Consider the following 26,530-nt stretch of genomic DNA (forward strand, 5'->3'; position numbering starts at 1 on the left):
TGTTTTAGCTAGGATATTAGTATAGTTTAGTATAATTATTTAGCTGATTTATATGGAGGAGAACAGAATGCGAATACATTTTATTGTGCACGAAAATTTTGAGCAACCGGCAGTATGCCTTGAATGGGCGCAAAGTAGAGGGCATAGAATTTCGTTATCTGCTATTTATCAGGGAGATAAAGTGCCAACATCTGCCGATGATTTTGATATGCTCATTATCATGGGTGGCCCTCAGTCACCACTAACTACAATACAGGATTGTGCCTATTTTGACAGTGCCGCTGAGCAGCACCTTATCCGCCAAGCCATTGATAATGGTAAAGCAGTACTGGGAATTTGTTTGGGAGCACAATTAATCGGACAAGCGCTGGGCGGTATGGTAGAAAGCAGCCCTAATAAGGAAATCGGTAACTTTCCGATTCAGCTTACAGCGGCAGGTTTAGCCGATGAGATGATAGAACATTTTGGTCAGGAATTGACTGTGGGTCACTGGCATGGAGATATGCCTGGACTACCCCCACAGGCACAGATTTTAGCTTATAGTACTGGTTGTCCACGCCAGATTATCCGGTTTGCGCCAATAGCATACGGATTTCAGTGTCATCTTGAATTCAACCGCGCAGCAATTGAATCATTAATTCCCCATTCAAAGCTAGATTTACAGCATGCCGGTCAGTATCCGTATATACAACCTGCATCTGAAATTTTGGACTATGATTACGTTCCCATGAATCAGAAACTGTGTGTTTTTCTGGATAAATTATTGCATAGATATCAGACACAGAAGCATTAACACATAGCAAAATGCTTAAACCAGCTCTAAGCCTTGTTGGTAAAAAAACGGTTGATTGCGTTTTGAGCCTGTTCTTTCAAAGCTGGTGTGAGAGCAGTTTGTAGTTGTTTGCATACCATAGCAATAACGGCAATATCGTCGGTGAAACCAAGCGGCCCAAGAAAGTCTGGTATGAGATCTATTGGGCTAAGAAAGTAAAGCAAGGCACCTAGAATCAACATTTTACTGCGTAAAGGCGTATGCGGAGATTTAAGTAGCAGAAATAAAGAGTACAGCTGTATAACCACCGGTTTGCCCAAACGCAAAGCATTTCTGGATAGTTTGGCAAAAAAGCTTTGCTCATTAACCCATCCATGCAGATTGACCACACTTTTGGAAAAAAACTTCATGGCATTGTGTTTTCTTAATAATGGATTTATTTTAAATTTGACGGTGATAAAACCACTTTTACTCGTGCTTGATGGCGTTGCTGGTAAAAACGGACATCAAACCACCAAAAAGCCGATTTTTTTACTGACCAGAATTGTTGTGGCAGCCAGACACCATTAAGAAGATAAGCACAAAACTGGCCAATCCATGGCTGATGTCCTACCCATATCTGAGTGGATGCAGGGGGCTGCTGTTGCAGAAATGTGGCTAGATCAAGCGGGTGGCAGTCCGGATTGAATAATTTGTTTACAGTAAACGGCTGCTTCAGATAACGAGCAGTTTGCTGAGACCTGACAGCTTCTGAACAGTAAATTTGACAATTACCCGGCAAATGCTGACGCAGCCACTGCGCGCTCAGCTTTGCTTGCAGTTGGCCTTTAGTGGTGAGTTTGCGTGCCATATCCTCCCAGTTATCCTCGGCTTCGGCATGGCGCCATAAAATTAAGTCCATATCTTACTCCTTTGGATTATGGTGTCTGAGTGCAGTGTACTGTTATGCTTATGTTACAATTGTTTGGTTTCCATTCACAGTTTGATAGTAGAGCTAACCAGATGGTCTGGCAATGTCACTCGGGCTATCTTTGTATTTTTTAATCAAGCATTAACATTGGAAGACTAAACTGGCGTGAATCGATTTTCTGTAGAAGGTAAACTGGGGCAGAATCAAAGCTGGCGGCTGGCTGACCGTCTGCAAGTTTATATGCAGTTAATGCGTATAGACCGTCCTATCGGCACATTATTGCTGCTCTGGCCCACGTGGTGGGCACTGTGGATTGCAGGTGATGGCCATCCAGACTGGCTAACGGTATTGGTATTTACTATTGGTACTTTTTTAATGCGCAGTGCAGGCTGTGTGATCAACGATTATGCCGACCGCGACTTTGACGGTGCGGTAGACCGTACCAATCAACGCCCGTTTGCTTTGAAAAAAGTGAGCAAAAAAGAAGCGCTTTTGCTTACGCTGGTGCTGTGTATTTTGGCTGCACTGTGTCTGGAGCCACTTAATCGGCTTACTTGGTTGATGAGTGTACCGGCTTTGTTTTTGGCTATGACTTATCCCTTTACCAAGCGCTTTTTTCCGCTGCCGCAACTATATCTTGGCCTGGCATTTTCTTTCGGTATTCCGATGGCTTTTGCTGCAGTGAGCAAACAGGTACCCATGATTGCATGGGTTTTACTCGCAGCCAATACATTATGGACTCTGGCCTACGATACCATTTACGCGATGGCAGATAAAGAGGACGACCTGAAAATTGGTATCCGTACTTCTGCTATCACTTTCGGGCAGCATGATATTACTGCCGTGATGTTGTGCCATCTTGGTTTTGATATATTCATGATTATTGCTGGCGGGATGATTCAGGCCACTATATGGTACTGGCTTGCTTTGCCGCTGGTGCTGGTTTTACAGTATATACAGTGGCGGAATATTCGTACACGAGACCGCAAAATATGCTTTGCTATGTTTTTACGTAACAACCGTATCGGACTTATCTGGTTTGTAGGGCTATTGCTGCATTTTTGGCTAGGCCATCCTTAATACATAACCGTCTGTGCGATTAAAAGATAATATAATTGGGTAATTGATTAATAGTAATGGAAGAAATTGCACATCCTGTAGCTCAAGGGTTTAAGAACCGCTGCAATGAGCAATTTGATAGGAATAGAAAATGAGCATGAGTTTAATTGGGGATATATTACCGGTTTCACACGTGGTTCTCGATTTAAATGTTAGCAGCAAAAAAAGATTGTTTGAGGAAGCCGGAAAACTATTATCCGAGCAGGCCGGTCTGTCACAAGAAGATGTATTTAACTGCCTGTTTGCACGTGAAAAACTGGGTTCTACAGCTTTAGGCAAAGGCGTTGCTATTCCCCATGGTCGAACTGGTACCGTAAAAGATACTGTAGGCGCGTTTTTCCGGCTGCAAACCCCCATTGCCTTTGATGCACCGGATGAGCAACCTGTAAACATGGTGTTTGTGCTATTAGTGCCGGAAAATGCTTCCACTAAACATCTGAATGTATTATCAGAGCTGGCAGGAAAATTTTCCCAGAAATCAGTTCGCAATGCACTTTTGTCTGCTACCAGTGCTGAAAGTGTGCGCGATATACTTGTTGCCGAAGAGCTATAAGGACAGACTTTTATGCCCAGCATATCGGTACGGCGTCTGTATCATGATAACCAGACTAAGCTTAAATTGGCGTGGTCTGCCGGCACCGCTGGCGCTGATAACCGCATCAGTATCGATGCTGATAAACCGGTATTGGCTCTTGTCGGCCATTTGAACTTTATCCATCCCAATCAGATACAGGTAATCGGTATTGCCGAAGTTGAGTATTTGAATAAGATTGAGGCCGGAGAAATCAAAACTACCCTCAATGAATTATTCGACCTTACCATGTCTTTGATCATTGTGGCTAATGATTTACCCGTGCCTTATATGTTGCGTGATTATTGTCATACGCATAATGTGCCACTGTTAACATCAAAAACAGAAAGTCCCTTCCTGATGGATGTGCTGCGCATCTATCTGCAACGGGTACTGGCTGCCTCAACTGTTAAATACGGTGTTTTTTTAGATGTATTTGAAATCGGCGTACTTATTACCGGCCAGTCTGGACTAGGAAAAAGCGAGCTGGCACTGGAGTTGATATCCCGTGGCCATGGCTTGGTCGCAGATGATGCTGTAGAGCTGTACCGCATTGGGCCGGAAACGCTGGAAGGGCGCTGTCCTGCCATGCTGAAAGATTTTTTGGAAGTGCGTGGTCTAGGCGTGCTCAACATCCGTGCCATTTTCGGTGAAACTGCCGTGCGCCCGAAAAAACAGCTACAGCTCATCATCAATCTGGCACTTGCCGATGATAGCCACATGCAACGAATGGACCGTCTGAGTATCAAAAGTGAAACCGAAAGCATTCTGAATGTCTCTATACGTAGTGTGACCCTACCTGTGGCCGTAGGGCGCAATCTGGCCGTTTTGGTGGAAGCTGCAGTAAGTAATTTTATTTTACAAATGAGAGGTAAAGACAGTACCAAGGAATTTTTGGATCGTCATAATTCAATGCTGAAAGAGGATGCGGTGAATCATGAGGATAATATTGATTAGTGGATTATCCGGTTCTGGAAAATCTATTGCTTTGCGTTTGCTGGAAGATGTTGGATTTGTCTGTGTGGATAATCTACCAGTTAAGCTTTTACCCGGTCTGATTGAGCATTATGCCGCTAGCCAAACAGCTCAATTGGGTGTAAGCGTAGATATTCGCTCACGCTTTAATCCAGCAGAAGTGTTAGAGCTAGTAAAAAGATTGCGGCAGCTAGGGCATCAGGTAGATCTGCTGTTTTTAACTTCATCGGTACCTGTTTTGCTGCGTCGTTTTTCAGAAACGCGCCGCAGCCATCCTCTGGCGAAAGAGCACCAGACACTGAATGAAAGTGTCGCTGCCGAACAGGAATATATGTCTACATTACAAAGCTTTGCTTATGTAATCGATACTTCTTTGCTCAACGTACCTCAGTTGCGCCGTCAAATACAGCAATGGTTGAATCTGCCGGTAGCTCCCCTGCGTGTGGTACTAGAATCTTTTGGCTATAAATATGGAGTACCAGCAGGACTGGACTTTGTCTTTGATGTACGGTTTCTTCCCAATCCTTATTACGATTTTGATTTACGTCCTTTCACCGGACTGGATGAACCAGTAAAGGATTTTTTTGCTCGCCAGCCGGTCATGGCAGAAATGATTGCAGATTTATCTGGTTTTTTATGCCGCTGGTTGCCCGAAATGGAAAAGGAAAGCCGCAGCTATGTTAATATCGGCATTGGTTGTACCGGTGGGCAGCATCGCTCTGTATATATTGTTCAGGCACTCGCACAGCAGCTTAATGCATATTCGGTAATCGTTCGGCATCGGCAGCTGGAATTGAGAAAAAATTCTGAAAAAACGGTATAATAAGTACAGTGAATTATTCAGGCAGCCTGAAATCAGGCTGCCTGTGTGTTTTCTGTGTTGGATTTTTAGCAGACAAGGACAGTTTATGGCGATTCAATGGTATCCCGGGCACATGAATAAAGCCAAAAAAGCCATTGCCGAGCGTATTAAAAGTGTGGATATGGTCATTGAGGTACTGGATGCACGTTTACCGGCTTCAAGTGCCAATCCATTGCTGGCCAAGCTAGCTGCCGATAAACCCAAACTGAAAATACTTAATAAACAAGATTTAGCCGATCCAGAGCGTACGGAGCTATGGCTGACCGACTATCGCGCCCAGCCTCATACCAATGTACTGGCACTGGATGCATCAGAAAAACAGGCAGCAAGTAAAATCATTGCAGCGTGCCGATCGCTGGTACCCAATCGCCATGGGTTAGACCGTCCGTTAAGAGTGCTTATTTGTGGTATTCCTAACGTAGGTAAATCCACATTGATTAATGGTATGCTGGGTAAGCGCAGTGCCAAAACCGGCAATGAACCAGGTATCACCAAGGCAGAGCAGCGGCTAATATTGGCAGATGATTTCTGGTTGTATGATACCCCCGGTATGCTGTGGCCTAAAATCATTGTCGAAGAAGCCGGTTATAATTTGGCCGCTAGTGGAGCAGTGGGACGCAACGCACTAGATGAGGAAACAGTGGCACTTGAATTACTGGATTATCTGCGCCGCCATTACCTTTCTTTACTGCAACTGAGATATCAGGCAGATTTGAGTGAAAGCCCGCACTGGCGTGATGATAATTGGCTAGAATGGATTGGTAAAAAACGCGGTGCCTTATTAAGCGGTGGCCGCATTGATTACCAGAAAGCAGCTGAGCGTGTGCTCACCGATTTTCGCGATGGACTGATTGGCCGAATTACATTGGAAACCCCAAACCAATGGGCAGTGTGGCTGAAAAAAGGACAAATGCAGGAAGCTCAGCTAAAAGCCGAGCGCGCAGCCAAAAAAGCTGCACGGAAAAGTTGATTTCTTTTCTAGATCTTATCATGCCTGCACTGACAGCGTAGGAACTCATGGCTATGAATCATACAGTCTCTATCGAAGCTTTGATTGAAGCTGCATTACTCACCCAAAGTGAGGCACTGAGCGAGAAGCAATTGTGCTCACTCAGGGAGCCGCCATTATCTGCAGATGAACTGACTAGTGTATTGTCTCATTTGCAGGAGTATTGGCATGAACGCGCATTGAATTTGGTGCATTGTGCCGAAGGCTGGCGGTTTCAGGTCACACCGGTAGCTTATCCGTTGCTGGCCAGTCTGGATGTGCAACGCACACCGCGCTATTCACGTGCAGTATTGGAAACACTAGCAATAATTGCCTATCAGCAGCCGGTTACACGTGGTGATATAGAAGCAATACGTGGCGTGGCTGTTTCCAGTAATGTGTTACAAACATTGCAGGATCGTGGCTGGATAGAGATTATCGGACAACGCGACAGCGTAGGGCGACCCAACTTATGGGCCACTACCGCTACATTTTTAAGTGATTTACAGCTGGAAGATTTAAATCAGCTGCCACCTTTAACCGAATTGGGTGAACTGGTTTTACCTGAATTAAGTGAACCTGCGGAAGTTTCAACAACCGCAGAAGAACCGTCGGATGACGGATCGGGAGTTTAAACATGAGTCAAGCCAACAAAAAATTAACCAAGCGCCAGATACGCGATGGTGTGGCCTCAAAGAGTAATAAAGTCAGCAGTAAAGGCCGGCAAAATAATAAGATAAAAAAGGTTGCATCAGAACATAAAAATGCAACTACTGGAAAAAATACCGCTTTCGAACAGAAAGTGGAAAACAAAGCACGTATTCAGCGCGCCAGAAAGCTGGTGCAGCGCACACCCAATCAAGATATATTGCAACGTTCCCGTATACTGAAAGAACAGCGTGTAAACTTGGAAAAAATGGAACCAGTGCGCTTGCAAAAAGCCCTGGCTGCTTCTGGAGTCGGTTCACGGCGTGAAATGGAGCAGTGGATCAGTCAAGGACAGGTGCGAGTAAATGGCAAAGTAGCGCAGTTAGGTGACAGAATCACGCCAGAAGATGAAGTCAGCGTAAAAGGTTCTGCGATTAATATTAAATGGCCAGATCGCCTGCCGCGCATTATGGTGTATTACAAGCAGGAAGGCGAGATTGTCAGCCGTGATGACCCGCAGGGGCGAATTAGTATTTTTGATCGCCTGCCGCAAGCAGCCAGCAGCCGCTGGGTGGCAATTGGCCGTCTGGATATCAACACCTGCGGCTTACTGATACTGACAACTTCCGGTGAATTAGTGAACCGTTTTGCTCATCCGAGTTTTGAAGTTGAGCGTGAATATGCAGTACGCGTATTGGGTGAGCTCAGTGACGAGCAAAAACAAAACCTGCTAAATGGTGTAGAACTTGAAGATGGTATGGCAACGGCTCAACATCTGTGGGAACAGGGTGGCGAAGGAGCCAATCGATGGTATAACATCATCATCAAAGAAGGGCGTAACCGTGAAGTACGGCGCTTGTTTGAAAGTCAGGGTTTAACGGTAAGCCGATTAGTACGCGTACGCTTTGGTCCAATCTCCTTACCTAAACGTTTAAAACGCGGGCAGTATTATGAATTTAATGAATTTGAAGTTGCCGGCATCATGAAATGGGCAGGATTGTATCAATCTGATTATGCAAGAAAAAAATAGATTCTTGGCATAAATTCTGAGCTTATAAGCATCCTATTTTATGTTATATCTGATTTACCCATGCAGGAAATTATTTACATAATTTCCTGCATTGTTTGATTTTTATCAAGAAATTGTGTGATTTTTTATACAAATTAATCAAATGCTTTGTATTATTTTGCTAATCGGCGCAATATATATGGTATATAAGCTTTTGCATTATTCGTCTGGTTGTCCACATTCAAGAAAATGGAGTCAGAATGATTTCACCGATGCAGGTGCCTGAAATTGAGCACCGTACATTTGAATTGACACATTACGATGGGGTAACACGCACCGTATATTGTACTGATGTAGAAACAGAATTTCCTGATGGGTGTCTGATTACTTCTACTACAGATTTAAAGGGAATAATTACACATGCCAATGAAGTATTCGTGCATATGAGCGGCTGGTCGCGCGAAGAACTGATGGGCGCTGAACATTATATCCTTCGTCATCCCGATATGCCGAAAGTGGCTTATAAAGATTTATGGGATACCGTGCAAGAGGGTAAGAAATGGCACGGCTATGTTAAAAATCTGCGTAAAGATGGTGGATTTTACTGGGTATATGCAACTATTGTGCCTAATATAAGGGATGGTGTGATTCAAGGATATACCTCAGTGCGGCGAAAACCATCTCGCAGCAAGGTGCTGGAAATGCAAAGTCTGTATGAAGGACTAATGAAAGAAGAACGGGGTAATTCATGACCATTAATTTTCTGATTGCACCAGATTTTCCCCCTGAATTCTATGCTGGCTGGCATTTTCTTAATACCCGTCTGCAACGCCTAATTGATGCTCCAGTGCACCTGTTTATGGCCAGCAATGCTGAAGAAGAGCAGCAGGAAATTGACAAAGACAATGTTGATATTATCTATGCAAATCCATTTAATGCTTCTAAGCTGATTAGAGAGCTGGGTTATTTGCCGGTCGTTCGTCCTGTTAATCGTTTCGATGAAATGGTTATTGCCAGTGCGGCTGACAGTGAAATAAAATCACTTCAGGATGTCAAACCCGGTATGAAGATTTTATGTACCGAAAATTATGATGTCAAATTGATTGCTTTACGTCTACTAGAAGCAGTAGATATTGAAGAAAAAGACCTTACTTGGGTAAAAAGTGAATCGTTTTCAGCAGTGGCTCGCGGTTTGATTCAGCACGAAGGTGATATAGGCTTATTTATGTCTTCTGCCTATCACAAGCTGACTTCAATTACACTCAGCCGCCTAAATTTATTGATTGAAAGTAAAATCAATGATTTATATCATATGATTTTGCTACATCCGCGGCATGCAGAGATGCTGGATACTTTACAGAATGCATTTACATCCATGCATGAAACACCGGCAGGAGAAATGCTGCTGGAAGATCTGGGTCTGAATGATGGGTTTGCTGTTTTGAAGACAGAAGAAGTAGAATTATTGATCGACCTAATTGAAACATTACGCGATTAAACCTGCTACAACCATTTTTATTTTATAATTAAATACGCAACTTGTCAGACAACAGGTTGCGTTGTTTTTTGTAAGAGCAATGGTTATACGCGTGAGCAATCCTGATATACAGACGAAAATATCTTTTCCCAGAATATTACTTGCCCCTATGCAGGGACTCATAGATGCTCCTATGCGCGATTTATTAACTCGTATAGGTGGCTTTGATATTTGTGTCACTGAATTTGTACGGATTACCCATACCATACACGGTAAGTCTATGTGGCTGAAATACATGCCAGAGTTGGCACAGAATAATCAGACTCAAGCCGGCACAGCTGTGGCCGTTCAGTTACTGGGCAGCCATGCGGAAAATATGGCTTTAAATGCATTGAAGGTAGTTAAATTAGGTGCCAACCATATAGATTTGAATTTTGGTTGTCCGGCTCCTACCGTCAATCAACATCAGGGTGGAGCCGTACTTTTGCAGTATCCAGAAAAAATCGAACAAATTGTTGCTACCGTACGTCAAAGTTTACCAGCAGAAATCAAACTGAGTGCAAAAATGCGACTGGGCTATGAACATAAAAATCTGGCACTAGAATGCGCTTACGCAATCGAACAGGGTGGTGCTGGTGAAGTCACCGTGCATGCACGTACAAAAACAGAAGGTTATCGACCACCCGCACACTGGGAATGGATAGGACGCATTCGCGAAGCTTTAAGCATTCCAGTTATTGCCAATGGCGATGTGTTTACTTTAGCCGATTATCATCAGATTCGCGAAATCAGTGGTTGTACCGATGTCATGCTCGGACGCGGTGCTGTTCAATGTCCGGACTTAGCCAGACAGATTGCCGCCACCAATCGGGGGATCAATCTTCCTGCTTTAACATGGACCGAAATTTTGCCATGGATTGAGGATTTTTTTAATGGCTGTTGTCAGCTACGAAATAGCCATGCCAATTATCCGGTGGCGCGTTTAAAACAATGGCTTGGCATGCTCAGACTGCACTATGCAGAAGCCGGAGAGTTATTTATACAACTACGTAAAATAACGGCCATTGCCGACATTCAAAAAGAATTAAATCTACACACAGCAGAAAATGGAATTTCGGTATGAACTACAAAATTATCCAGTCAGCCAGTAATACCGAACTCAAGCATCTGTCGCGGTTAATTGCACAATCACATTATCGACGTCAGCACCGGCTTGCTGTGGTGGAGGGAATACACCTGATTCAGACATTTATGCAGGCAGGTCACCCCATCGACACAATGTTTGTACCGCAAGTTCGTGCAAATGATTTTGAAATAGTTGCCTTAATGAGAGAGCTTCCGGCACGGCAAATTGTACTAGTTGCCGACCATTTGTTAGAGAAAATCAGCGATTTAGCTCACTCAAAAGAACCAATTGCCATCTTATCCCTGCCTACGCAGATTAAAGCACCTATAGATAACGATGTAGTTGTGTTAGAACGGGTACAAGATCCAGGTAATGTTGGTACAATTTTACGCAGCGCTCTTGCGGCCGGTGTTAAGCATATTGTGCTTAGTAAAGACAGTACTGACGTTTGGTCTCCAAAAGTCTTACGGGCCGCCATGGGTGCACATGCTTATCTTTCTATACAGACGGTTGCTGATTTGGATATTTGGCGTGCAGAATACGCTCATCCCTTATACGCTACCGCATTAAGCACTGCAGCCAGAAACTTGTACACACTGAATCTGACTCATCCTGTTGGCTGGCTATTTGGTAATGAAGGCAGTGGCTTAAGTGCAAAAATGCTACACAGCGCTACCGAGCATGTAATAATACCAATGATCGGACAAACAGAATCACTTAATGTTGCCATGGCTGCAACTGTCTGTTTATTTGAACAACAGCGTCAGCGACTGACGGCTGGCGGTACACTAAATTAACCAAATTATGTGTCGGGTACATGCAAATCAAAATTGTTCACATTTGAATAAGTCTGTTTACACCGATAAACACCGCGGACAAACAGCCAGTTTGATGTTATCCTGCAACTCTTCCAGAACGTGGATATATAAGACATTTCGAGCATGAATAAACGGATTTTAACCATTATTGCCGCCATCGTGGCTGTCATATTGCTTGTCGTACTCGCTTTACCTTGCTATTTAGGGGTAAAAACGCAGCAAAGCATGGATGAACAACGTGATTTACTGGCTAAAAGCTCTTTTTTGATTATTGATAAACAAAGCTATCAGCGTGGATGGTTTACCTCTACTGAAACCATGCAGATTCGCTTTAAACCTAGTTTTTTTGCTGGTATTCAGCAACAGCTTCCTGATAATGTGCGTACCGTGTTACAACAGCCTATTACCGTGGTTAATCATGTACGGCATGGTTTATTTGCCGGCAGCATCCGGCCGGTACGAGCACATGTGGAAACAGAATTGCGCTTTACCCCGCAGGCACAGCAGATTCTGGCCCGTTTTTTCGGGCAGGAAGCTCCGGTCAAACTTGAAAACACTATCAATCTGAGCGGCAGCGGGCAGATGCATGTACTGATACCTAAATTTAATTATGAAGAATTGTCTGGTATTAAAATAAATTGGCAGGGCTTGGATTCTACTATTGATTACGCTGAAGATTTCAATAGTTATGACAGCCATACAGTCAGCCCTGGTCTGGACATGATTCTGTCGACCAAAGGCCGTGCTTCTTATCAGGATTTGCAGTTTACCAGTCATACTGAGCATGGAAAGACATCCTTGGCTCTTGGAAACAGTGACCTTAGCATAAAAGATATTACTTTTATTTGGAATGATACCGCTGACAACAACATCCGTCTGGATCAGCTGGTTAATCTGGTTACTAATCTGCAAATAGGTGCCTTTATCAGTCCGGCCGGCAATAATATGCCCACCAAAATCAATATTCAGAATTTGAAACTTTCTACATCCACCAAAGAGCAGGATCAATGGATTAATAGTCAGGGTAAATTCGGCTTTGAAAGAATGCAGTACGGCAATGATGTCTATGGCCCTCTGGATATTGATGCAGCCGCAGAACATTTGGATGCAGCCAGTCTGGTAGCCATCAATAACAAAATTACTCAGCTATCTACCCAAAACCTGAATAATGATCAGCTACGCGCAGCCATTGTTTCTGCCGTACGAAACGAAGGATTGGGTTTGTTTACGCATGATCCTTTAATCAAACTCAATACGTTTAAACTGCAAATGCCACAGGGATTGATTGATATTCATGGTAATCTTGGTTTTAAAAATCTGCTTGCCTCTGATATGCAGCAACTGAGCACCATGCTGAATAAAACTGAATCCGAAATGGATTTCGCCATACCGCAGGCAATAATGGAAAATTTTGCCATTAGTCAGGCTAGAGCTTTGTTTACTGTTGATGCCAGTGCTGGCGGTGCAGAAGCGCTAGAGGATATCGACCAGACCATACGTCTGATGATTGATAGTGCAATTAAATCCATGCAGGCAAAAGGCTACATTCAGGTGAGCAACGGTATTGTGAAAACCCATCTGAAATTAATCAATGGCAAAGTTTACCTAAACGGCAAAATGTGGAATATAGAGCCGGAGCCAGAAACCGAACCTGATTATGCTGAACTGCCAGCTGCATCTGCAGTAGCCGCTAGTACAAGCCATTAGACTTTTCTTTGGTCATAATCAACAAACCCTCTTTATCTTTTTAGATAAAGAGGGTTTTGAATTAAGATTATTTATAAAAATACTGATATTTGTAATGCTTCTGAGTATTGCACTGTTTTACTGTCCACGTAAAAATAAAGCATCTAAATCTTGCAAGCGCAATTTTACCCATGTCGGACGGCCATGATTGCACTGATTAGCACGTTCAGTCTTTTCCATATCCCGCAGTAATGCATTCATTTCTGGTAAAGTTAATCTACGTCCAGCACGAACTGAACCATGGCAAGCAAGAGTAGAAAGAATTCGATTTTCACGTTCTTTCACTACATCACTGCTGCCAATAGTTATCATATCAGCCAATACCTGCTGTACTAGTCGCTGAATATCACTTTTTATCAACATGGCCGGAACAGAATGCACCACCAGCTGCTGGTTATTCTCAATCTGAATGTCTAAACCATATTCCCGCAGCGTAAGAGAATAATCCTCTGCTGTAGCCACTTCTTCATTGCTCGCTTGAAAGCGTACTGGAATGAGTAGGGTCTGACTACTCACTTTACCTGTAGCATCGCGTTGTTGTTTCATCTTTTCATAATTCACCCGCTCAGCAGTAGCATGCATGTCTACCAAAATGAGAGCATCTTCTGCTTGAGCCAGAATATAAATATCCAGTAACTGAGCAATAGCATAGCCCAAAGGTGGAATATCCGTATCATTTATCACTGTCTGCTGCGTTGTTGAAGCTGTTGCTACACCTCGAGCCTGTTCCCACATTACAAGTTCATTATCTGCTTCCGACTCAAAATTGGCTGCTTTAGAATTGTCTGTCGTAGACGGTTCCTGTTTATATAGCTGCGCATAAGTGTTCAGAGCAGCTTGCGATTCTCTTAGACTCAAGTTACGCTGCAGTGGCGTATGGCTACGCTGATAAGGAGCCGGAGTCTTCTGTAAATTGCTTTTATTTTCAGAAGTAGCAAATAGCTGCTGTACATCAGCCGGTTGCTTTTGCATGATGTCAGCCAGTACGGTGGCTGGTTGCGAAACTGATTCGGTTTGAGCGGCATTTGTTGCTGCCAGACATTTATTCAGAGCATGGAAAATAAGCTGATGTACTGCCTGACTCTGCCGGAAGCGTACTTCCGATTTAGTAGGGTGCACATTGGCATCTACCTCTGTTGGTGGCAGAGTTAAAAAAAGCACGAATGCCGGTGTGAGCGCCTGATGTAAAACATCGTTATAAGCTTGTTTTACAGCATGTAAAATGATTTTGTCACGTACAAAGCGCTGATTAACAAATATATATTGCTGACTGGATTTTCCCTGCATAAAGGTCGGTTTGCCAATCAGCCCATACACACGCATGGTATTCATGCTTTCGTCCACATTTAGACTGGCAGCCGCAAAATCTGTACCCATAATAGCGGTACAGCGCTCAAACAGCGATTGAGCTGGCAGACTAATAACATCTTTGCCATTATGTTGCAAATCAAAAGCCACATCAGGATGTGCCATCGCCAGACGCTCAACCATAGTGCGGCAATGGGCAAATTCGGTACCTGCAGATTTGAGAAATTGTCGTCTGGCCGGAGTATTGAAAAAGAGTTCCACTGCTTCTACTGTAGTACCAGCCGCATGAGCAGCAGCTTTGATAGGGCTGAGCCGGCCATCTTCTGCGTATATCTGCGTGGCATGGTTGGCATCAGCAGTGCGACTGGTTAAGGTCAGACGGCTTACAGAAGCGATGCTGGCCAGACCTTCACCGCGAAAACCCATGCTCACAACTTTTTCCAAATCTTCCAAACTGCCGATTTTACTCGTGGCATGGCGATGCAGAGCAAGCGGTATATCGGATTCACTCATGCCTTGTCCATCATCTGTCACACACAAACGTTTGATACCACCAGCTTCCAGTTTTATATCAATATGGCTAGCACCAGCATCGAGACTGTTTTCAATAATCTCTTTTAGCGCATTGGCCGGACGTTCAATTACCTCACCGGCAGCTATCTGGTTGATTAAATGATCTGATAACAGATGTATCTGGCTCATATTTTTCCTGTAAATAGTTATTCAGCAGCAGATGAAGAATTATTTGTTTGTGCCTTTGCCCAGCTTATGGCGCATGATTTCAATAACTGCCGGTAGCAGTGAGATAGCAATAATGATTATCAGGGCCAAAGATAGATTCTCTTTGATGAACGGCAGATTGCCAAAAAAATAGCCTGCATATGAAAAGAGCACCACCCAGAGAATAGCACCAATACAGTTATAGCGAAAAAAATGACCGTAATGCATGTGCCCCATACCGGCCACAAAGGGGGCAAAAGTGCGCACAATTGGGACAAAACGAGCAATAATTATGGTCTTTCCACCATGTTTTGCATAAAACTCCTGAGTTTTGTGCAAATAAATCTGCTTAAATATCCGCGACTGTGGATTGGCAAACAGATGTGCACCGAATTTCTGACCCACATAAAAATTAACTGCGTCGCCAATAATAGCTGCCAGCAGTAATAACACTACCATACAATGAATATTCATTTCCCCGACGGCAGCAATACCACCAGCAGCAAACAACAATGAATCACCAGGTAGAAAAGGGGTAACCACCAACCCCGTCTCACAAAATATCAACGCAAACAGAATCACATAAATCCAGACACCATATTGAAAGACAATAAATTGCAGGTGCTGGTCAATATGTAAAATAAAATCAATCAGAGCAGAGATAATATGCATATGCTAAGGCGGCAAAATAAAAGGGAGTATTTTAACGCAAAGCTTTCCGCGAAAGCAGGAATATGCATGTTAAAATCAAAATCATGACAACCAGCCTCTAAATTGAGGCTGATACACATTAATTTAATCTACAGAATAAACTATGAGCCAATATGTGTACTCCATGCTGCGCGTAAGTAAAACCGTGCCGCCACAGAAACAAATTATCAAAGACATTTCCTTGTCGTTTTTTCCAGGCGCCAAAATTGGCCTGCTGGGTCTGAACGGAGCAGGTAAATCCACTGTACTGAAAATCATGGCCGGTGTAGACACCGAATTTGAAGGCGAAGCCATTCCAATGAGTGGCATTAAAATCGGCTATTTACCACAAGAACCCCAACTGGACGCTAATAAAACTGTTAGGGAAGAAGTTGAATCCGGATTGGGCGATGTGGCTACCGCACAAAAGAAACTGGAAGAAGTTTATGCTGCCTACGCCGAACCGGATGCAGATTTTGATGCGCTGGCTGAGGAACAGGCTCGTTTGGAGGCCATCATTTCAGCAGGAGCCGGTGACAATATAGAGCATCAGCTGGAAATTGCTGCAGACGCCTTACGGCTGCCGGAATGGAATGCCCTTATCGGCAATCTCTCTGGCGGTGAAAAACGCCGTGTGGCTTTGTGCAAACTGCTATTGAGTAAACCAGACATGCTTTTGCTTGACGAACCTACCAACCATCTGGACGCCGAATCGGTAGAATGGCTGGAACAATTTCTGGTTCGTTTTCCTGGTACTGTAGTAGCAGTAACGCACGACCGTTATTTTTTGGACAATGCTGCTGAATGGATTCTGGAATTAGACCGCGGTCACGGCATTCCATGGAAAGGTAACTACAGCTCATGGCTGGAACAAAAAGAAGCCAGACTGGAACACGAAGCCAAAGCCGAAGCAGCGCGAATAAAAGCTATGAAACATGAGCTTGAATGGGTGCGACAAAATGCCCGTGGGCGTCAGGCCAAGTCCAAAGCTCGATTGGCACGCTTCGAAGAAATGAGTAACTACGAATATCAAAAACGCAATGAAACGCAGGAAATCTTTATTCCTGTAGCAGAGCGTCTGGGAAATGAAGTTATCGAATTCGAACACGTCAGTAAAAGTTTTGGCGACAAATTACTAATTGATGATTTGAGTTTTAAAATCCCGCCGGGAGCCATTGTCGGCATCATTGGACCGAATGGAGCTGGTAAGTCCACATTATTCAAACTGATTACCGGACAGGAACAACCAGATCAGGGACAAGTGAAGATTGGTCAGACTGTTAAACTTTCTGTTGTAGATCAGAGCCGGCATGGCCTGCATGAAGATAAAACCGTTTTTGATGAAATTGCCGAAGGCAGGGATATTTTACAGGTAGGACAGTTTGAAATACCGGCACGAGCCTATCTAGGAAGGTTTAACTTTAAAGGGAGTGACCAGAGTAAAATCGTCGGCAAACTCTCCGGCGGTGAGCGCGGTCGGCTGCATTTGGCCAAAACTCTAATTTCTGGCGGCAACGTGCTTTTGCTGGATGAACCCTCCAATGACTTGGATGTAGAAACCCTGCGCGCACTCGAAGATGCTTTATTAGAATTTGCTGGCTGTGTACTAGTGGTATCCCACGATCGTTGGTTCCTCGACCGTATTGCCACCCATATATTAGCGGCAGAAGGCGATTCGAAATGGGTCTTCTTTGATGGCAATTATCAAGAATATGAAGCAGATAAAAAACGCCGTCTGGGTGAGGAGGGGGCCAAACCCAAACGTATCCGTTATAAACCGGTTACCCGCTAATTAGCTTTGGCCGGTTCAGCGATCACAATAAATCTATCCTGGCCGGCCTTTAGTTTATAGGCATATTAAATCCATTTATGCCTTTACCCAAAATCACATCAATGATTAATCAGCTCAAAAGCACTTGAAAAACGCTGGTTCAGCACCATTTTCTCATCCAATTTTATAGCATATTTACAGGAAAGATTGAGGCATTACATGGCTGAAGTTTATGATTCTTCTCCGGTGCAGCCAACAACTATGGCAATGTTGCCCCTACGCGACGTTGTTGTTTACCCGCACATGGTACTGCCCCTTTTTGTCGGGCGCGAAAAATCTATAGCAGCGTTGGATGCAGCTGTGGAGCATGACGAGCCCGTATTCTTACTGGCACAGAAAAATGCCGATACAGATGAACCACATGCAGAAGATATGTATGCAATGGGTACTGTAGCCAACATTCTGCAAGTACTCAAACTACCAGATGGCACAGTTAAAGTGCTGGTAGAAGGTCTGTATCGTGCACAAGTACAGTATATAGATGAGAGCGGACCTTACGCCGAAGCGCACATAGAAAAATGTGCCGACATCAATACCGATTCTAATGATGATGAAGCATTACGGCGTACATTGCTTTCCCAGTTTGACCAACTGGCAAAGTTAAACAAAAAAATTCCTGCTGAGGTAGTAACTACCATTCATGGGATTGAAGATTTAAGTAGACTTGCTGATACTATTGCCGCCCATTTGCAACTTAAACTAGATCAGCGTCAGCAAATATTGTCTATGATAAATGTTACAGCAAGACTGGAACATTTATTGCATTTGCTTGAATCAGAACTGGACATCCTTCAGGTAGAAAAACGTATTCGAGGCCGCGTCAAACGGCAGATGGAAAAATCTCAGCGGGAATACTATTTGAATGAACAGGTAAAAGCCATTCAGAAAGAGCTGGGTGAAGAAGATGATGATCTGGTTAATCTGGAAACTCAAATTCGTGACGCTGGCATGAGCAAAGAAGCTGAAGAAAAATGTCTTTCTGAATTCAAAAAATTACGCATGATGCCACCAATGTCAGCAGAGTCTACCGTAGTTCGCAACTACATTGACACTCTGCTAGAGCTTCCGTGGAAGAAAAAATCTAAAGTAAGCAAGGACATTGCCAAAGCAGACCTAATTCTGAATGCAGATCACTACGGATTAGAAAAGGTCAAAGAGCGTATTCTGGAATACCTTGCCGTACAGAAACGCATGAATCAGCTTAAAGGTCCTATTTTGTGTCTCGTAGGACCACCGGGGGTAGGTAAAACCTCACTGGGCGAATCCATAGCTAAGGCTACAGGACGAAAATATGTACGCATGGCATTAGGCGGTGTGCACGATGAAAGTGAAATCCGTGGCCACCGGCGCACTTATATTGGTTCCATGCCTGGTAAAATTCTGCAAAACATGGCCAAAGCCGGAGTGAAAAACCCACTGTTTTTGTTGGATGAAATTGATAAATTAGGTAATGATTTTCGTGGTGATCCAGCCAGTGCTTTACTGGAAGTGCTGGATCCTGAACAAAACCATTCATTTTCTGACCACTATGCAGAAGTAGAATTTGATTTGTCGGATGTAATGTTTATTGCCACATCCAACAGTCTTAACATCCCTTCTCCTTTGCTTGATCGCATGGAAATTATTCGTCTTTCTGGCTATACCGAAGACGAAAAAATCAATATTGCCATGAAATATTTAGTGGCTAAGCAAATCAAACAAAACGGTGTACGAGAAGGCGAAATCAGCATCGAAGAATCTGCAGTACGCGATATTATCCGCTATTACACTCGTGAAGCCGGTGTTCGCTCTTTAGATCGAGAAATAGCCAAAATTTGCCGTAAAGTAGTGATGAAACAGGCTGTTGCAGAAGAAAAACTTAGTGCCGGTAAAGCTAAAAAAACCAAAACCAAGCCTGAAGCAATCGTAATTAATGCTGATAATCTGCATGATTATCTGGGTGTTCGCCGCTTTGATTATGGCGTTGCAGAAAATGAAAACCGTGTTGGTCAGGTTACCGGGCTGGCTTGGACTGAAGTTGGTGGTGAGCTTTTAACCATTGAGGCAAGCAAATTTCGTGGTAAAGGCAATATTTTGCGCACCGGTAAGCTTGGTGATGTTATGCAAGAATCTGTTAGTGCTGCATGGAGCGTGGTACGTTCCCGGGCTGAAAGCTTAGGCATTGAACCTGATTTTTATGAGAAAAACGATATTCATGTTCATGTACCCGAAGGAGCGACACCTAAAGATGGACCCAGTGCTGGCAGCGCCATCACACTGGCTTTGGTTTCTGCGTTTACCGGCATTCCGGTACGTGCAGATGTGGCAATGACTGGTGAAATCACTTTGCGCGGCGAAATATTGCCTATTGGCGGTCTTAAAGAAAAGCTGTTGGCTGCATTACGAGGTGGTATCAAACATGTGTTGATTCCAAAAGACAATGTCAAAGATTTGGAAGAAATTCCTGCCAACATCTGCGAAAAACTCACTATTCACCCGGTACAGTGGATTGATGAAGTGCTCAATCTCGGTCTGGCTTATCCGCCTACTCCATGGACAAGCGTGCCTGAAGAGGGAGTAATAGCTAAATCTGCGGCCAAGTCAACTACTAAAACCGTAAAACATTGATATGCAGCCATTCACCAACACTAATTGGTGAATGGCTTTGTTTTTGGCATGATTTAACCTTATGCAGCGGTGACGATGCTTGACATAAAGAATTTGGGCTTGTTATAAAGTAATCGTAATGTATTGTTCAGGTTCCACTGCACATATGGTTCCTGAAAATCAAATGAACATAACAACAGAAAGGGACTTTATTGTGAATAAGTCTGAATTGATTGAAGCCATTGCCCAAGAGGCTGATTTATCTAAAGCTTCTGCCGCCAAGGCTCTGGACGGTATGATCAGTGCTGTTACCCGCACTTTGAAAAGTGGCGACACAGTTACGCTGGTAGGTTTCGGTACTTTTTATGTTGGTGAGCGTGCAGCCCGTGCTGGACGTAATCCTAAAACAGGTGAACCGTTAGAAATCAAAGCAGCTAAAACGCCTAAGTTCCGTGCCGGTAAAGCACTGAAAGATGCTCTGTAATACAGTTTTATGTTTTAAATCAAGGCGGGATATCCCGCCTTTTCTTTTGTCTGTCGTTTTTGTGCATTAGCTGTACAAACAGCATGGTTGAGCCTCACAAAAAACGATACAATAGGCTTCTTTTATCTGCTTTAGAAAAGTTAACTGAATCTCATGTTCCACATTGTAGAAAAATATAGAACACCGGCTCAGATTATTCTCGGTGTGATTTGCTTGAGTTTTGTATTTGCCGGTGGTTACACACTTGCTGTTCCCGGTACAGATTACATCAGCAAAGTTGGCGACATTAAAATCAAAGTAAATGATGTTAATGATTTTCAGCGACGAATACAAAATGCTTCCGGGAATCCGGTAAGCAAAAAGCTGGTATATGATTCACTGGTGGATCAGGCATATGTGCAGCAGGGTGCAAATGATATGAATATCACTGTACCTATAGATCAGATAAAGCAGGTTATTGCATCTGATCCCAGTTTTCAGGAAAACGGAAAATTTGTAGAAGCCAAATATCGCGCTTTCCTGCAACAAGCAGGTATGTCTGAAGATGCGCTTATTGACGGTATGCGTAAACAATATGCCATGCAATCTATGCTTAATTTGATGAAAGCGGGAAATGTGGTCAGCGATGCTCAGGCCAAACAAATGGTAAATCTGTTACAGGCTGCTCGTGAAGTACAGACATTGACATTTCCTGCCGCTGATTTCACTCATCAGGTAGTAGTAGACGACAGTAAACTGAAAGCTTATTACGAAGCGAATAAGAAAAAATATTATTTGCCGCAGGCTGTCAAATATGAATATGTCCAGTTGTCTGCCATGGAACTTGGTGCTAAAGAAAGCGTGAGTGAAGCAGAGATACAGGAAGCCTATAATCAGATTCCGACTACGGCCTCAGCACCCAAACCGGCACTAGAGAACGTCCGTACGCAGCTGACACAGGAAATTCAAGCCCGTAAGGGTGCGGCTGTGGTAGCTAAATTAAAAGAAAATGTTAGTGACTTGGCTTTTAATAATCCGAAAACCTTGCAACCGATAAAAGACAAGCTAGGCTTAACGATTCATAAAATAGATCAGGTGTGGCTCACTCGAGACATGGCTAATAATAGTGGCATGCCCAAGGCGTTACAGGATGCATTATTTGGCAACGATGTTCTGGTTAAACGCTACAACTCTGAACCAATTGATATAGGTAATGGCAACTACTGGGTAGTTCGTGCTATCGATGTGCGTAAAGAACACCAGGCATCCTTTACGGAAATTAAAGCACAAGTTCAACAAGATTATGTGGCCGCAGAAAGCAAAAAATTGGCTTTAGCAGCAGCAAAGCAAGCTTTAAACAACGTTAGTACAAACGTCAATGCCAGTTTGAGCTGGTCGCAAACGGCTGATTTAACGCCGCAGCAGGCTGTAGCCATGATGTCTAAAACTGATTTTCAGAGCTGGATTAAAGCCAAACCTGTTAGTGGCAAACCTGCATACATTCTTTTGAGTGATCAGCAAAATCCAGTACTGGTAAAAGTTAATGCCATAAAACAACCACAGGATATGGCGAATGTTCTGCCGCAGGCAAAACAGGTAATCAGTCAGAATTTGGCACAGAATCTAGCCACCAGTAATTTGGCCTGGTTAAAGAGTCGTTATAAACTAAAACAAGGGGCACAAAAGCTGGATACAGCTGAAGAGCAGTAATTTATACCATTGACCTTATAAATTTTATAAGGTCAATATTATTTGTGACACTGAATTTTTCTGTACTGCATGCAGTCTGAAACACTTCATGCAGATAAAGGATTGTTGTGTTGTATAACAGTTATCATGCTGTATCGGGTGAACTCCTATTTAGCCATACATGTCTGACAAAAACTGAATTTGATGTGCAAAGTCAGCAGCTCAGCCGGCGTCAATATGATTTTGCCAGTAAAAATGTTCAAACTCGTACACAGTATTTACTGAGCTTTGCATCCCGGCTTGAAGAGGCGCGAGACGAGCTGGCCTATCAAATTTGTATAGAGGTAGGGCGGTGTCTGCGTGAGTGTGAAGCTGAAATCACAAAATCGATAGCCCTTATCCGATACTACGCTCATCTGGCTCCAGAGCTGTTGGCGCATAAAACAATTGCTACACAGGCGAGTTTGAGTCAGGTACGCTTTGAACCGTTGGGTACGGTACTGGCAGTGATGCCCTGGAATTATCCAGTATGGCAAATTTTACGCTTTGCTATACCAGCCTTATGTGCTGGCAATGCCTGCATGGTTAAGCCCGCACCTTCTGTTGGCAAAATCAGCCAGATGCTGTTTGAATTGGTGGGTGAGGATTTACCTTTCCAACTAGTCTGGTTGGAGGAGGAAGATACTGAATATGCCATATCTCAAACACAGGCGCTGGCTTTCACAGGTTCTACCCATACTGGTCGGCATCTGGCGGCACTAGCAGGAAAACATCTGCGTAAATGTGTTATGGAGCTCGGTGGTAGCAATGCATTTATCGTGTTAAATGACGCAGATATTGAGCAGGCAGCTGCTGAAGCATGCTATTCACGCTTTCGGGACGCTGGCCAATCATGTAATGCAGCCAAACGCATTATTGTTCATGCTGATATAGCTGAAGAGTTTATCGCAGCTTTTAAACGCCATTGTCAGAAATTACAGATGGGGGCTCCATGGTTGTCTGCAACAACACTTGCTCCTTTACATCGACAGGATTTGCGCGACAGTGTACATGCACAAGTGATGGATGCACTGGCACATGGCGCAGAATGTTTGCTGGGAGGAGAAATACCAGATAATCTTCAGGGCTGGTTTTATCCCGCTACGATTTTAGATAAAGTTAATCGGCACTGCCGTGTATACAATGAGGAAGTATTTGGACCTGTAGCGCTCATCCTGAGAGCTGAAGACAGCGAACATGCCGTAATGCTGGCCAACGATAATCCTTTCGGGCTTGGAGCCAGCATTTACAGCAATGATACAAATCATGCATGGCAGTATGCTGAACGCCTCAACGCTGGCAGTGTCTTTATTAACCGTCATACCAGCAGCGATCTGCGTTTGCCTTTCGGTGGCGTTAAAGATTCTGGTTTCGGACGTGAGTTGTCGGAATTTGGTATATATGAATTTGTCAATGTTAAAAGCTATTGGCAAAAATAGGCCATTTATTCAAATAGTAATGAATCTGTTTGAAAAATAATGTAATAATGATAGTAATAATTTTTATTGCATAAAATAATGATTCTGCTTAGTGAAAAGGGATATAAGTCATGTATGTAGCCAGACGTATTTACTGGTACGTACTCGCCGTAATACTCATTCTGATTGTGTTAGTGTGGCTGATATTTTCTCACACTCACAAAACTGTGTATTTTGATGCAAATGGTCAGATTGTAAACAAACAGTCTGAAGCTCAATATGTACGTCAGTTTCATGATGATGGTAAAAAAATCGAAGTTCAGGATTTTTACTATCCAGACAAGAACAAATATAGTGACAGCTATGCTTTACCGATAGATAAGCTGCAACAATTTATACCGGCAATGAAAGAGGGTAAATTGCAACTCTGGTATCCGGACGGCCAAAAAAAAATTCAAGGTAATTACAAAAACGGTAAACCTATTGGACAATGGCATACCTGGTATCCAAACGGCCAGATGGCGATTGAAATGAGCTGGCAGAAAGGGCAGCCTAGTGGCCGTACTATGAGCTGGTATGAAAACGGACAAAAGCGTGGCGAGCTGAATTTTATTAATGGCAAAGCTGAAGGGCGCTGGCAGCGCTGGTATCCGAACGGTCAGTTGAAACAGGATATGTATGTGCATCATGGTATCGTACAAACCATGACAACATGGGATGATAAAGGCCATTTGCTAGCCGATGTTGCCATCCACGAAAATAAAGTCAGTGGTGTGGTTTTGAGCTGGTATGACTCAGGGGCTAAAAAAAGCGAATCGGTTTTTGAGAAAAACGAACTAATGCGTAAAACCGAGTGGGATGAGGATGGTTTGGTTGTTGACCTGAATGACAACTAATCTAAATTTATAAAATTTATTTAAAATAAATATCTTTATGAAGTCCACAACGCGGATTGAATGCTGACTGACAAAATGGGCAACGGTGTTGCTGATATTGCGCATAGGTCAGAAGATGTCTACATTTACCACACATCACGGGTTTGCTGTTTTGCACCGGCATGGCAACAAACTTATGATTGCATAACTGGTCGTGACATTTGAAGCAGGCATAATACAGTCTGCATTCTGCACATTGCAGCGCGGCAATGTCAAACTCTGTATGATAATGAGTGCAGCGACCACATGAATCGGTATCAATTCCAAGAATCATAGATATATTTATCAGCACACTAGCTCAGCAATTTAGATTAATTTTATTTTATCAGAATAGAGGCAACCTTTGGGCAGTAATTAAGACAGCATATAAGAAACTGATTTGGCAACGTGAAGTCTGAATATAAAAAACCGAATCTTAAGATTCGGTTTTTTTAGAACATTATCACATTACGCTTTACATGCGCTCAATCAAGGCTTTACCAAAAGCAGAGCAGGAAACTTCTTTAGCTCCTTCCATCATACGAGCAAAATCGTAGGTAACAATTTTATCAGCAATGGCTTTTTCAATTGAGGCATTAACCAATTCAGCAGCCTCTTTCCAGCCCAGATGACGCAACATCATTTCAGCAGAAAGAATAATGGATCCTGGGTTAACTTTATCCTGACCAGCATATTTAGGTGCAGTACCATGGGTAGCTTCGAATACGGCATATTCATCAGAAATATTGGCACCTGGGGCAATACCGATACCCCCTACCTGTGCAGCCAGCGCATCGGAAATGTAATCGCCATTGAGATTCAGTGTCGCGATGACATCATACTCTGCCGGACGTAGTAGAATCTGCTGGAGGAAAGCATCTGCAATGCAATCTTTAATTACAATATTTTTACCAGTTTTCGGATTTTTAAATTCGCACCAGGGTCCTTCACCAATCAATGTAGCGCCAAATTCATTTTTTGCTACTTCATAAGACCAGTCTCGGAAACCGCCTTCGGTAAATTTCATGATATTACCTTTATGAACAAAGGTAACGCTGTCGCGGTCGTTATCAATAGCATAGCGAATGGCGGCACGTGTTAAACGCTGAGAACCTTCTTTGGATACAGGTTTGATACCGATGCTGGAGGTTTGCGGGAAACGGATTTTGGTTACGCCCATTTCACCTTGCAGGAAATTGATAATTTTTTTGGCATCAGCTGTTTCAGCCATCCACTCAATCCCTGCGTAGATATCTTCAGTATTTTCGCGGAAAATAACCATGTTTACCTTGCTCGGGTCTTTCAAAGGTGAGGGGACACCGGTGAAATACTGCACTGGACGGACACATTGATATAAATCAAGCTGCTGACGGATGGCTACGTTCAGTGAGCGGATACCACCTCCTACGGGTGTAGTCATCGGCCCTTTTATGGCTACTTTATATTCTTTAATTGCTTCTAATGTTTCATCCGGCAGCCAAGTATTTTCACCATACACTTTCGTGGCTTTTTCACCGGCATAAACTTCCATCCACACAATTTTTCTTGAGCCGTTATAGGCTTTGGCTACTGCTGCATCAATCACGTCTTTCATTACCGGCGTAATGTCAACACCAATGCCATCCCCCTCAATAAACGGAATAATTGGATCATTCGGAATGGGTTGGCCGGAAACGATTTTGTGACCTTCAGTAGGCACTTTAATGTGACTCATGGTAACTCCTGTACTGTTGCTTTTTCTGATAGATGACTACATATTTCAGTTTGTAGTCTGTCACAATGATTATCCTTTATTTTGTTAACTTAAGCCAGCAAAATGTAGTGCAATGTAGTCAGAAATATGTCTAAAGC

General features: G+C 43.4%; 25 protein-coding genes. 19 read left to right on the top strand and 6 right to left on the bottom strand.

Translation table 11 applies throughout. The features are described 5' to 3' along the window. The first annotated feature begins 67 nt into the window (after positions 1 to 67). Positions 68 to 793, top strand: coding sequence for a glutamine amidotransferase-related protein (locus ACQP6D_RS00275; RefSeq protein WP_267403467.1), 726 nt, complete (start codon positions 68 to 70; stop codon positions 791 to 793). A gap of 26 nt (positions 794 to 819) precedes the next feature. On the opposite strand, the gene ACQP6D_RS00280 is transcribed toward ACQP6D_RS00275, so the two are convergent. Next, entirely contained in the window at positions 820 to 1,182 is a 363-nt protein-coding gene (locus tag ACQP6D_RS00280; protein ID WP_267403469.1) for a YkvA family protein, read from the bottom strand. Between the two features lie 26 nt (positions 1,183 to 1,208). Next, positions 1,209 to 1,673, bottom strand: a complete 465-nt coding sequence (locus ACQP6D_RS00285) for a SixA phosphatase family protein (protein WP_267403471.1) — start codon at positions 1,671 to 1,673, stop codon at positions 1,209 to 1,211. Between the two features lie 249 nt (positions 1,674 to 1,922). On the opposite strand from ACQP6D_RS00285, the gene ubiA reads away from it, so the two are divergent. The 12 genes from ubiA to ACQP6D_RS00345 all read left to right on the top strand — a co-directional run bounded on the left by ubiA (position 1,923) and on the right by ACQP6D_RS00345 (position 12,982). Further along, positions 1,923 to 2,762, top strand: coding sequence for a 4-hydroxybenzoate octaprenyltransferase (gene ubiA, locus ACQP6D_RS00290; RefSeq protein ID WP_267403783.1), 840 nt, complete (start codon positions 1,923 to 1,925; stop codon positions 2,760 to 2,762). 136 nt (positions 2,763 to 2,898) lie between these two features. Beyond that, a complete protein-coding gene (gene ptsN / locus ACQP6D_RS00295; RefSeq protein ID WP_267390489.1) occupies positions 2,899 to 3,354 on the top strand; it encodes a PTS IIA-like nitrogen regulatory protein PtsN in 456 nt (151 codons plus the stop codon). Positions 3,355 to 3,366: 12 nt separating this feature from the next. After that, complete coding sequence (gene hprK / locus ACQP6D_RS00300; RefSeq protein ID WP_267390412.1) at positions 3,367 to 4,329, top strand: HPr(Ser) kinase/phosphatase; 963 nt, start codon at positions 3,367 to 3,369, stop codon at positions 4,327 to 4,329. Then, on the top strand, positions 4,310 to 5,170 hold the full coding sequence (gene rapZ, locus ACQP6D_RS00305; protein ID WP_267403473.1) for an RNase adapter RapZ: 861 nt from the start codon (positions 4,310 to 4,312) through the stop codon (positions 5,168 to 5,170). The genes hprK and rapZ overlap by 20 nt, the downstream gene beginning before the upstream one ends. 85 nt (positions 5,171 to 5,255) lie before the next feature. Next, positions 5,256 to 6,179: a ribosome biogenesis GTPase YlqF gene (ylqF, locus tag ACQP6D_RS00310; RefSeq protein ID WP_267407918.1), complete on the top strand. Its 924-nt coding sequence runs from the start codon at positions 5,256 to 5,258 to the stop codon at positions 6,177 to 6,179. A 53-nt stretch (positions 6,180 to 6,232) separates the two neighbouring features. Then, positions 6,233 to 6,832 (top strand): SMC-Scp complex subunit ScpB, encoded by a 600-nt coding sequence (scpB, locus tag ACQP6D_RS00315; RefSeq protein WP_370388044.1) that lies wholly within the window; start codon positions 6,233 to 6,235, stop codon positions 6,830 to 6,832. Between the two features lie 2 nt (positions 6,833 to 6,834). Continuing rightward, positions 6,835 to 7,875: a pseudouridine synthase gene (locus ACQP6D_RS00320; protein ID WP_427857147.1), complete on the top strand. Its 1,041-nt coding sequence runs from the start codon at positions 6,835 to 6,837 to the stop codon at positions 7,873 to 7,875. 239 nt (positions 7,876 to 8,114) lie between these two features. Then, entirely contained in the window at positions 8,115 to 8,606 is a 492-nt protein-coding gene (locus ACQP6D_RS00325; RefSeq protein ID WP_257378004.1) for a PAS domain-containing protein, read from the top strand. Then, a complete protein-coding gene (locus ACQP6D_RS00330) occupies positions 8,603 to 9,352 on the top strand; it encodes a PhnD/SsuA/transferrin family substrate-binding protein (RefSeq protein ID WP_267407921.1) in 750 nt (249 codons plus the stop codon). Before ACQP6D_RS00325 ends, ACQP6D_RS00330 begins: the two co-directional genes overlap by 4 nt. A 79-nt stretch (positions 9,353 to 9,431) precedes the next feature. Further along, positions 9,432 to 10,454, top strand: a complete 1,023-nt coding sequence (locus ACQP6D_RS00335) for a tRNA dihydrouridine synthase (protein WP_367440923.1) — start codon at positions 9,432 to 9,434, stop codon at positions 10,452 to 10,454. Continuing rightward, positions 10,451 to 11,254 carry a TrmH family RNA methyltransferase gene (locus tag ACQP6D_RS00340; protein WP_367422343.1) on the top strand — a complete coding sequence of 268 codons (804 nt, stop codon included), beginning with the start codon at positions 10,451 to 10,453 and terminating at the stop codon, positions 11,252 to 11,254. Before ACQP6D_RS00335 ends, ACQP6D_RS00340 begins: the two co-directional genes overlap by 4 nt. A gap of 144 nt (positions 11,255 to 11,398) precedes the next feature. Next, on the top strand, positions 11,399 to 12,982 hold the full coding sequence (locus ACQP6D_RS00345; protein ID WP_427857148.1) for a YdgA family protein: 1,584 nt from the start codon (positions 11,399 to 11,401) through the stop codon (positions 12,980 to 12,982). Positions 12,983 to 13,099: 117 nt separating this feature from the next. On the opposite strand, the gene mutL is transcribed toward ACQP6D_RS00345, so the two are convergent. Continuing rightward, a complete protein-coding gene (gene mutL / locus ACQP6D_RS00350) occupies positions 13,100 to 15,031 on the bottom strand; it encodes a DNA mismatch repair endonuclease MutL (protein ID WP_427857149.1) in 1,932 nt (643 codons plus the stop codon). A 39-nt stretch (positions 15,032 to 15,070) separates the two neighbouring features. Further along, complete coding sequence (locus ACQP6D_RS00355; RefSeq protein WP_427857456.1) at positions 15,071 to 15,715, bottom strand: DedA family protein; 645 nt, start codon at positions 15,713 to 15,715, stop codon at positions 15,071 to 15,073. A gap of 148 nt (positions 15,716 to 15,863) precedes the next feature. On the opposite strand from ACQP6D_RS00355, the gene ettA reads away from it, so the two are divergent. From ettA to ACQP6D_RS00385, 6 genes are all read left to right on the top strand, one after another. Then, positions 15,864 to 17,531: an energy-dependent translational throttle protein EttA gene (gene ettA, locus ACQP6D_RS00360; RefSeq protein WP_427857150.1), complete on the top strand. Its 1,668-nt coding sequence runs from the start codon at positions 15,864 to 15,866 to the stop codon at positions 17,529 to 17,531. A gap of 198 nt (positions 17,532 to 17,729) precedes the next feature. Further along, the gene (lon, locus tag ACQP6D_RS00365) at positions 17,730 to 20,177 is read left to right on the top strand and encodes an endopeptidase La (RefSeq protein ID WP_370388040.1); all 2,448 of its coding nucleotides are present in this window, start codon (positions 17,730 to 17,732) and stop codon (positions 20,175 to 20,177) included. 193 nt (positions 20,178 to 20,370) lie between these two features. Then, on the top strand, positions 20,371 to 20,640 hold the full coding sequence (locus tag ACQP6D_RS00370) for an HU family DNA-binding protein (protein WP_100140679.1): 270 nt from the start codon (positions 20,371 to 20,373) through the stop codon (positions 20,638 to 20,640). A 153-nt stretch (positions 20,641 to 20,793) separates the two neighbouring features. Further along, positions 20,794 to 22,329: a peptidylprolyl isomerase gene (locus ACQP6D_RS00375; RefSeq protein WP_369608280.1), complete on the top strand. Its 1,536-nt coding sequence runs from the start codon at positions 20,794 to 20,796 to the stop codon at positions 22,327 to 22,329. 110 nt (positions 22,330 to 22,439) lie between these two features. Continuing rightward, a complete protein-coding gene (locus ACQP6D_RS00380; protein ID WP_427857457.1) occupies positions 22,440 to 23,786 on the top strand; it encodes an aldehyde dehydrogenase family protein in 1,347 nt (448 codons plus the stop codon). A gap of 110 nt (positions 23,787 to 23,896) precedes the next feature. Further along, positions 23,897 to 24,661, top strand: a complete 765-nt coding sequence (locus ACQP6D_RS00385) for a toxin-antitoxin system YwqK family antitoxin (protein WP_427857151.1) — start codon at positions 23,897 to 23,899, stop codon at positions 24,659 to 24,661. Positions 24,662 to 24,677: 16 nt separating this feature from the next. Here ACQP6D_RS00385 and ACQP6D_RS00390 read toward each other — a convergent pair whose 3' ends face one another. Then, on the bottom strand, positions 24,678 to 24,974 hold the full coding sequence (locus ACQP6D_RS00390; RefSeq protein ID WP_367423161.1) for a CHY zinc finger protein: 297 nt from the start codon (positions 24,972 to 24,974) through the stop codon (positions 24,678 to 24,680). Between the two features lie 180 nt (positions 24,975 to 25,154). Next, positions 25,155 to 26,393 (bottom strand): NADP-dependent isocitrate dehydrogenase, encoded by a 1,239-nt coding sequence (gene icd, locus ACQP6D_RS00395; protein ID WP_100140587.1) that lies wholly within the window; start codon positions 26,391 to 26,393, stop codon positions 25,155 to 25,157. Between the last annotated feature and the right edge of the window lie 137 nt (positions 26,394 to 26,530).

Origin of the sequence: Snodgrassella sp. CS2, assembly GCF_050310315.1 — a bacterium.
GTDB classification, from domain to species: Bacteria; Pseudomonadota; Gammaproteobacteria; order Burkholderiales; family Neisseriaceae; genus Snodgrassella; species Snodgrassella alvi_E.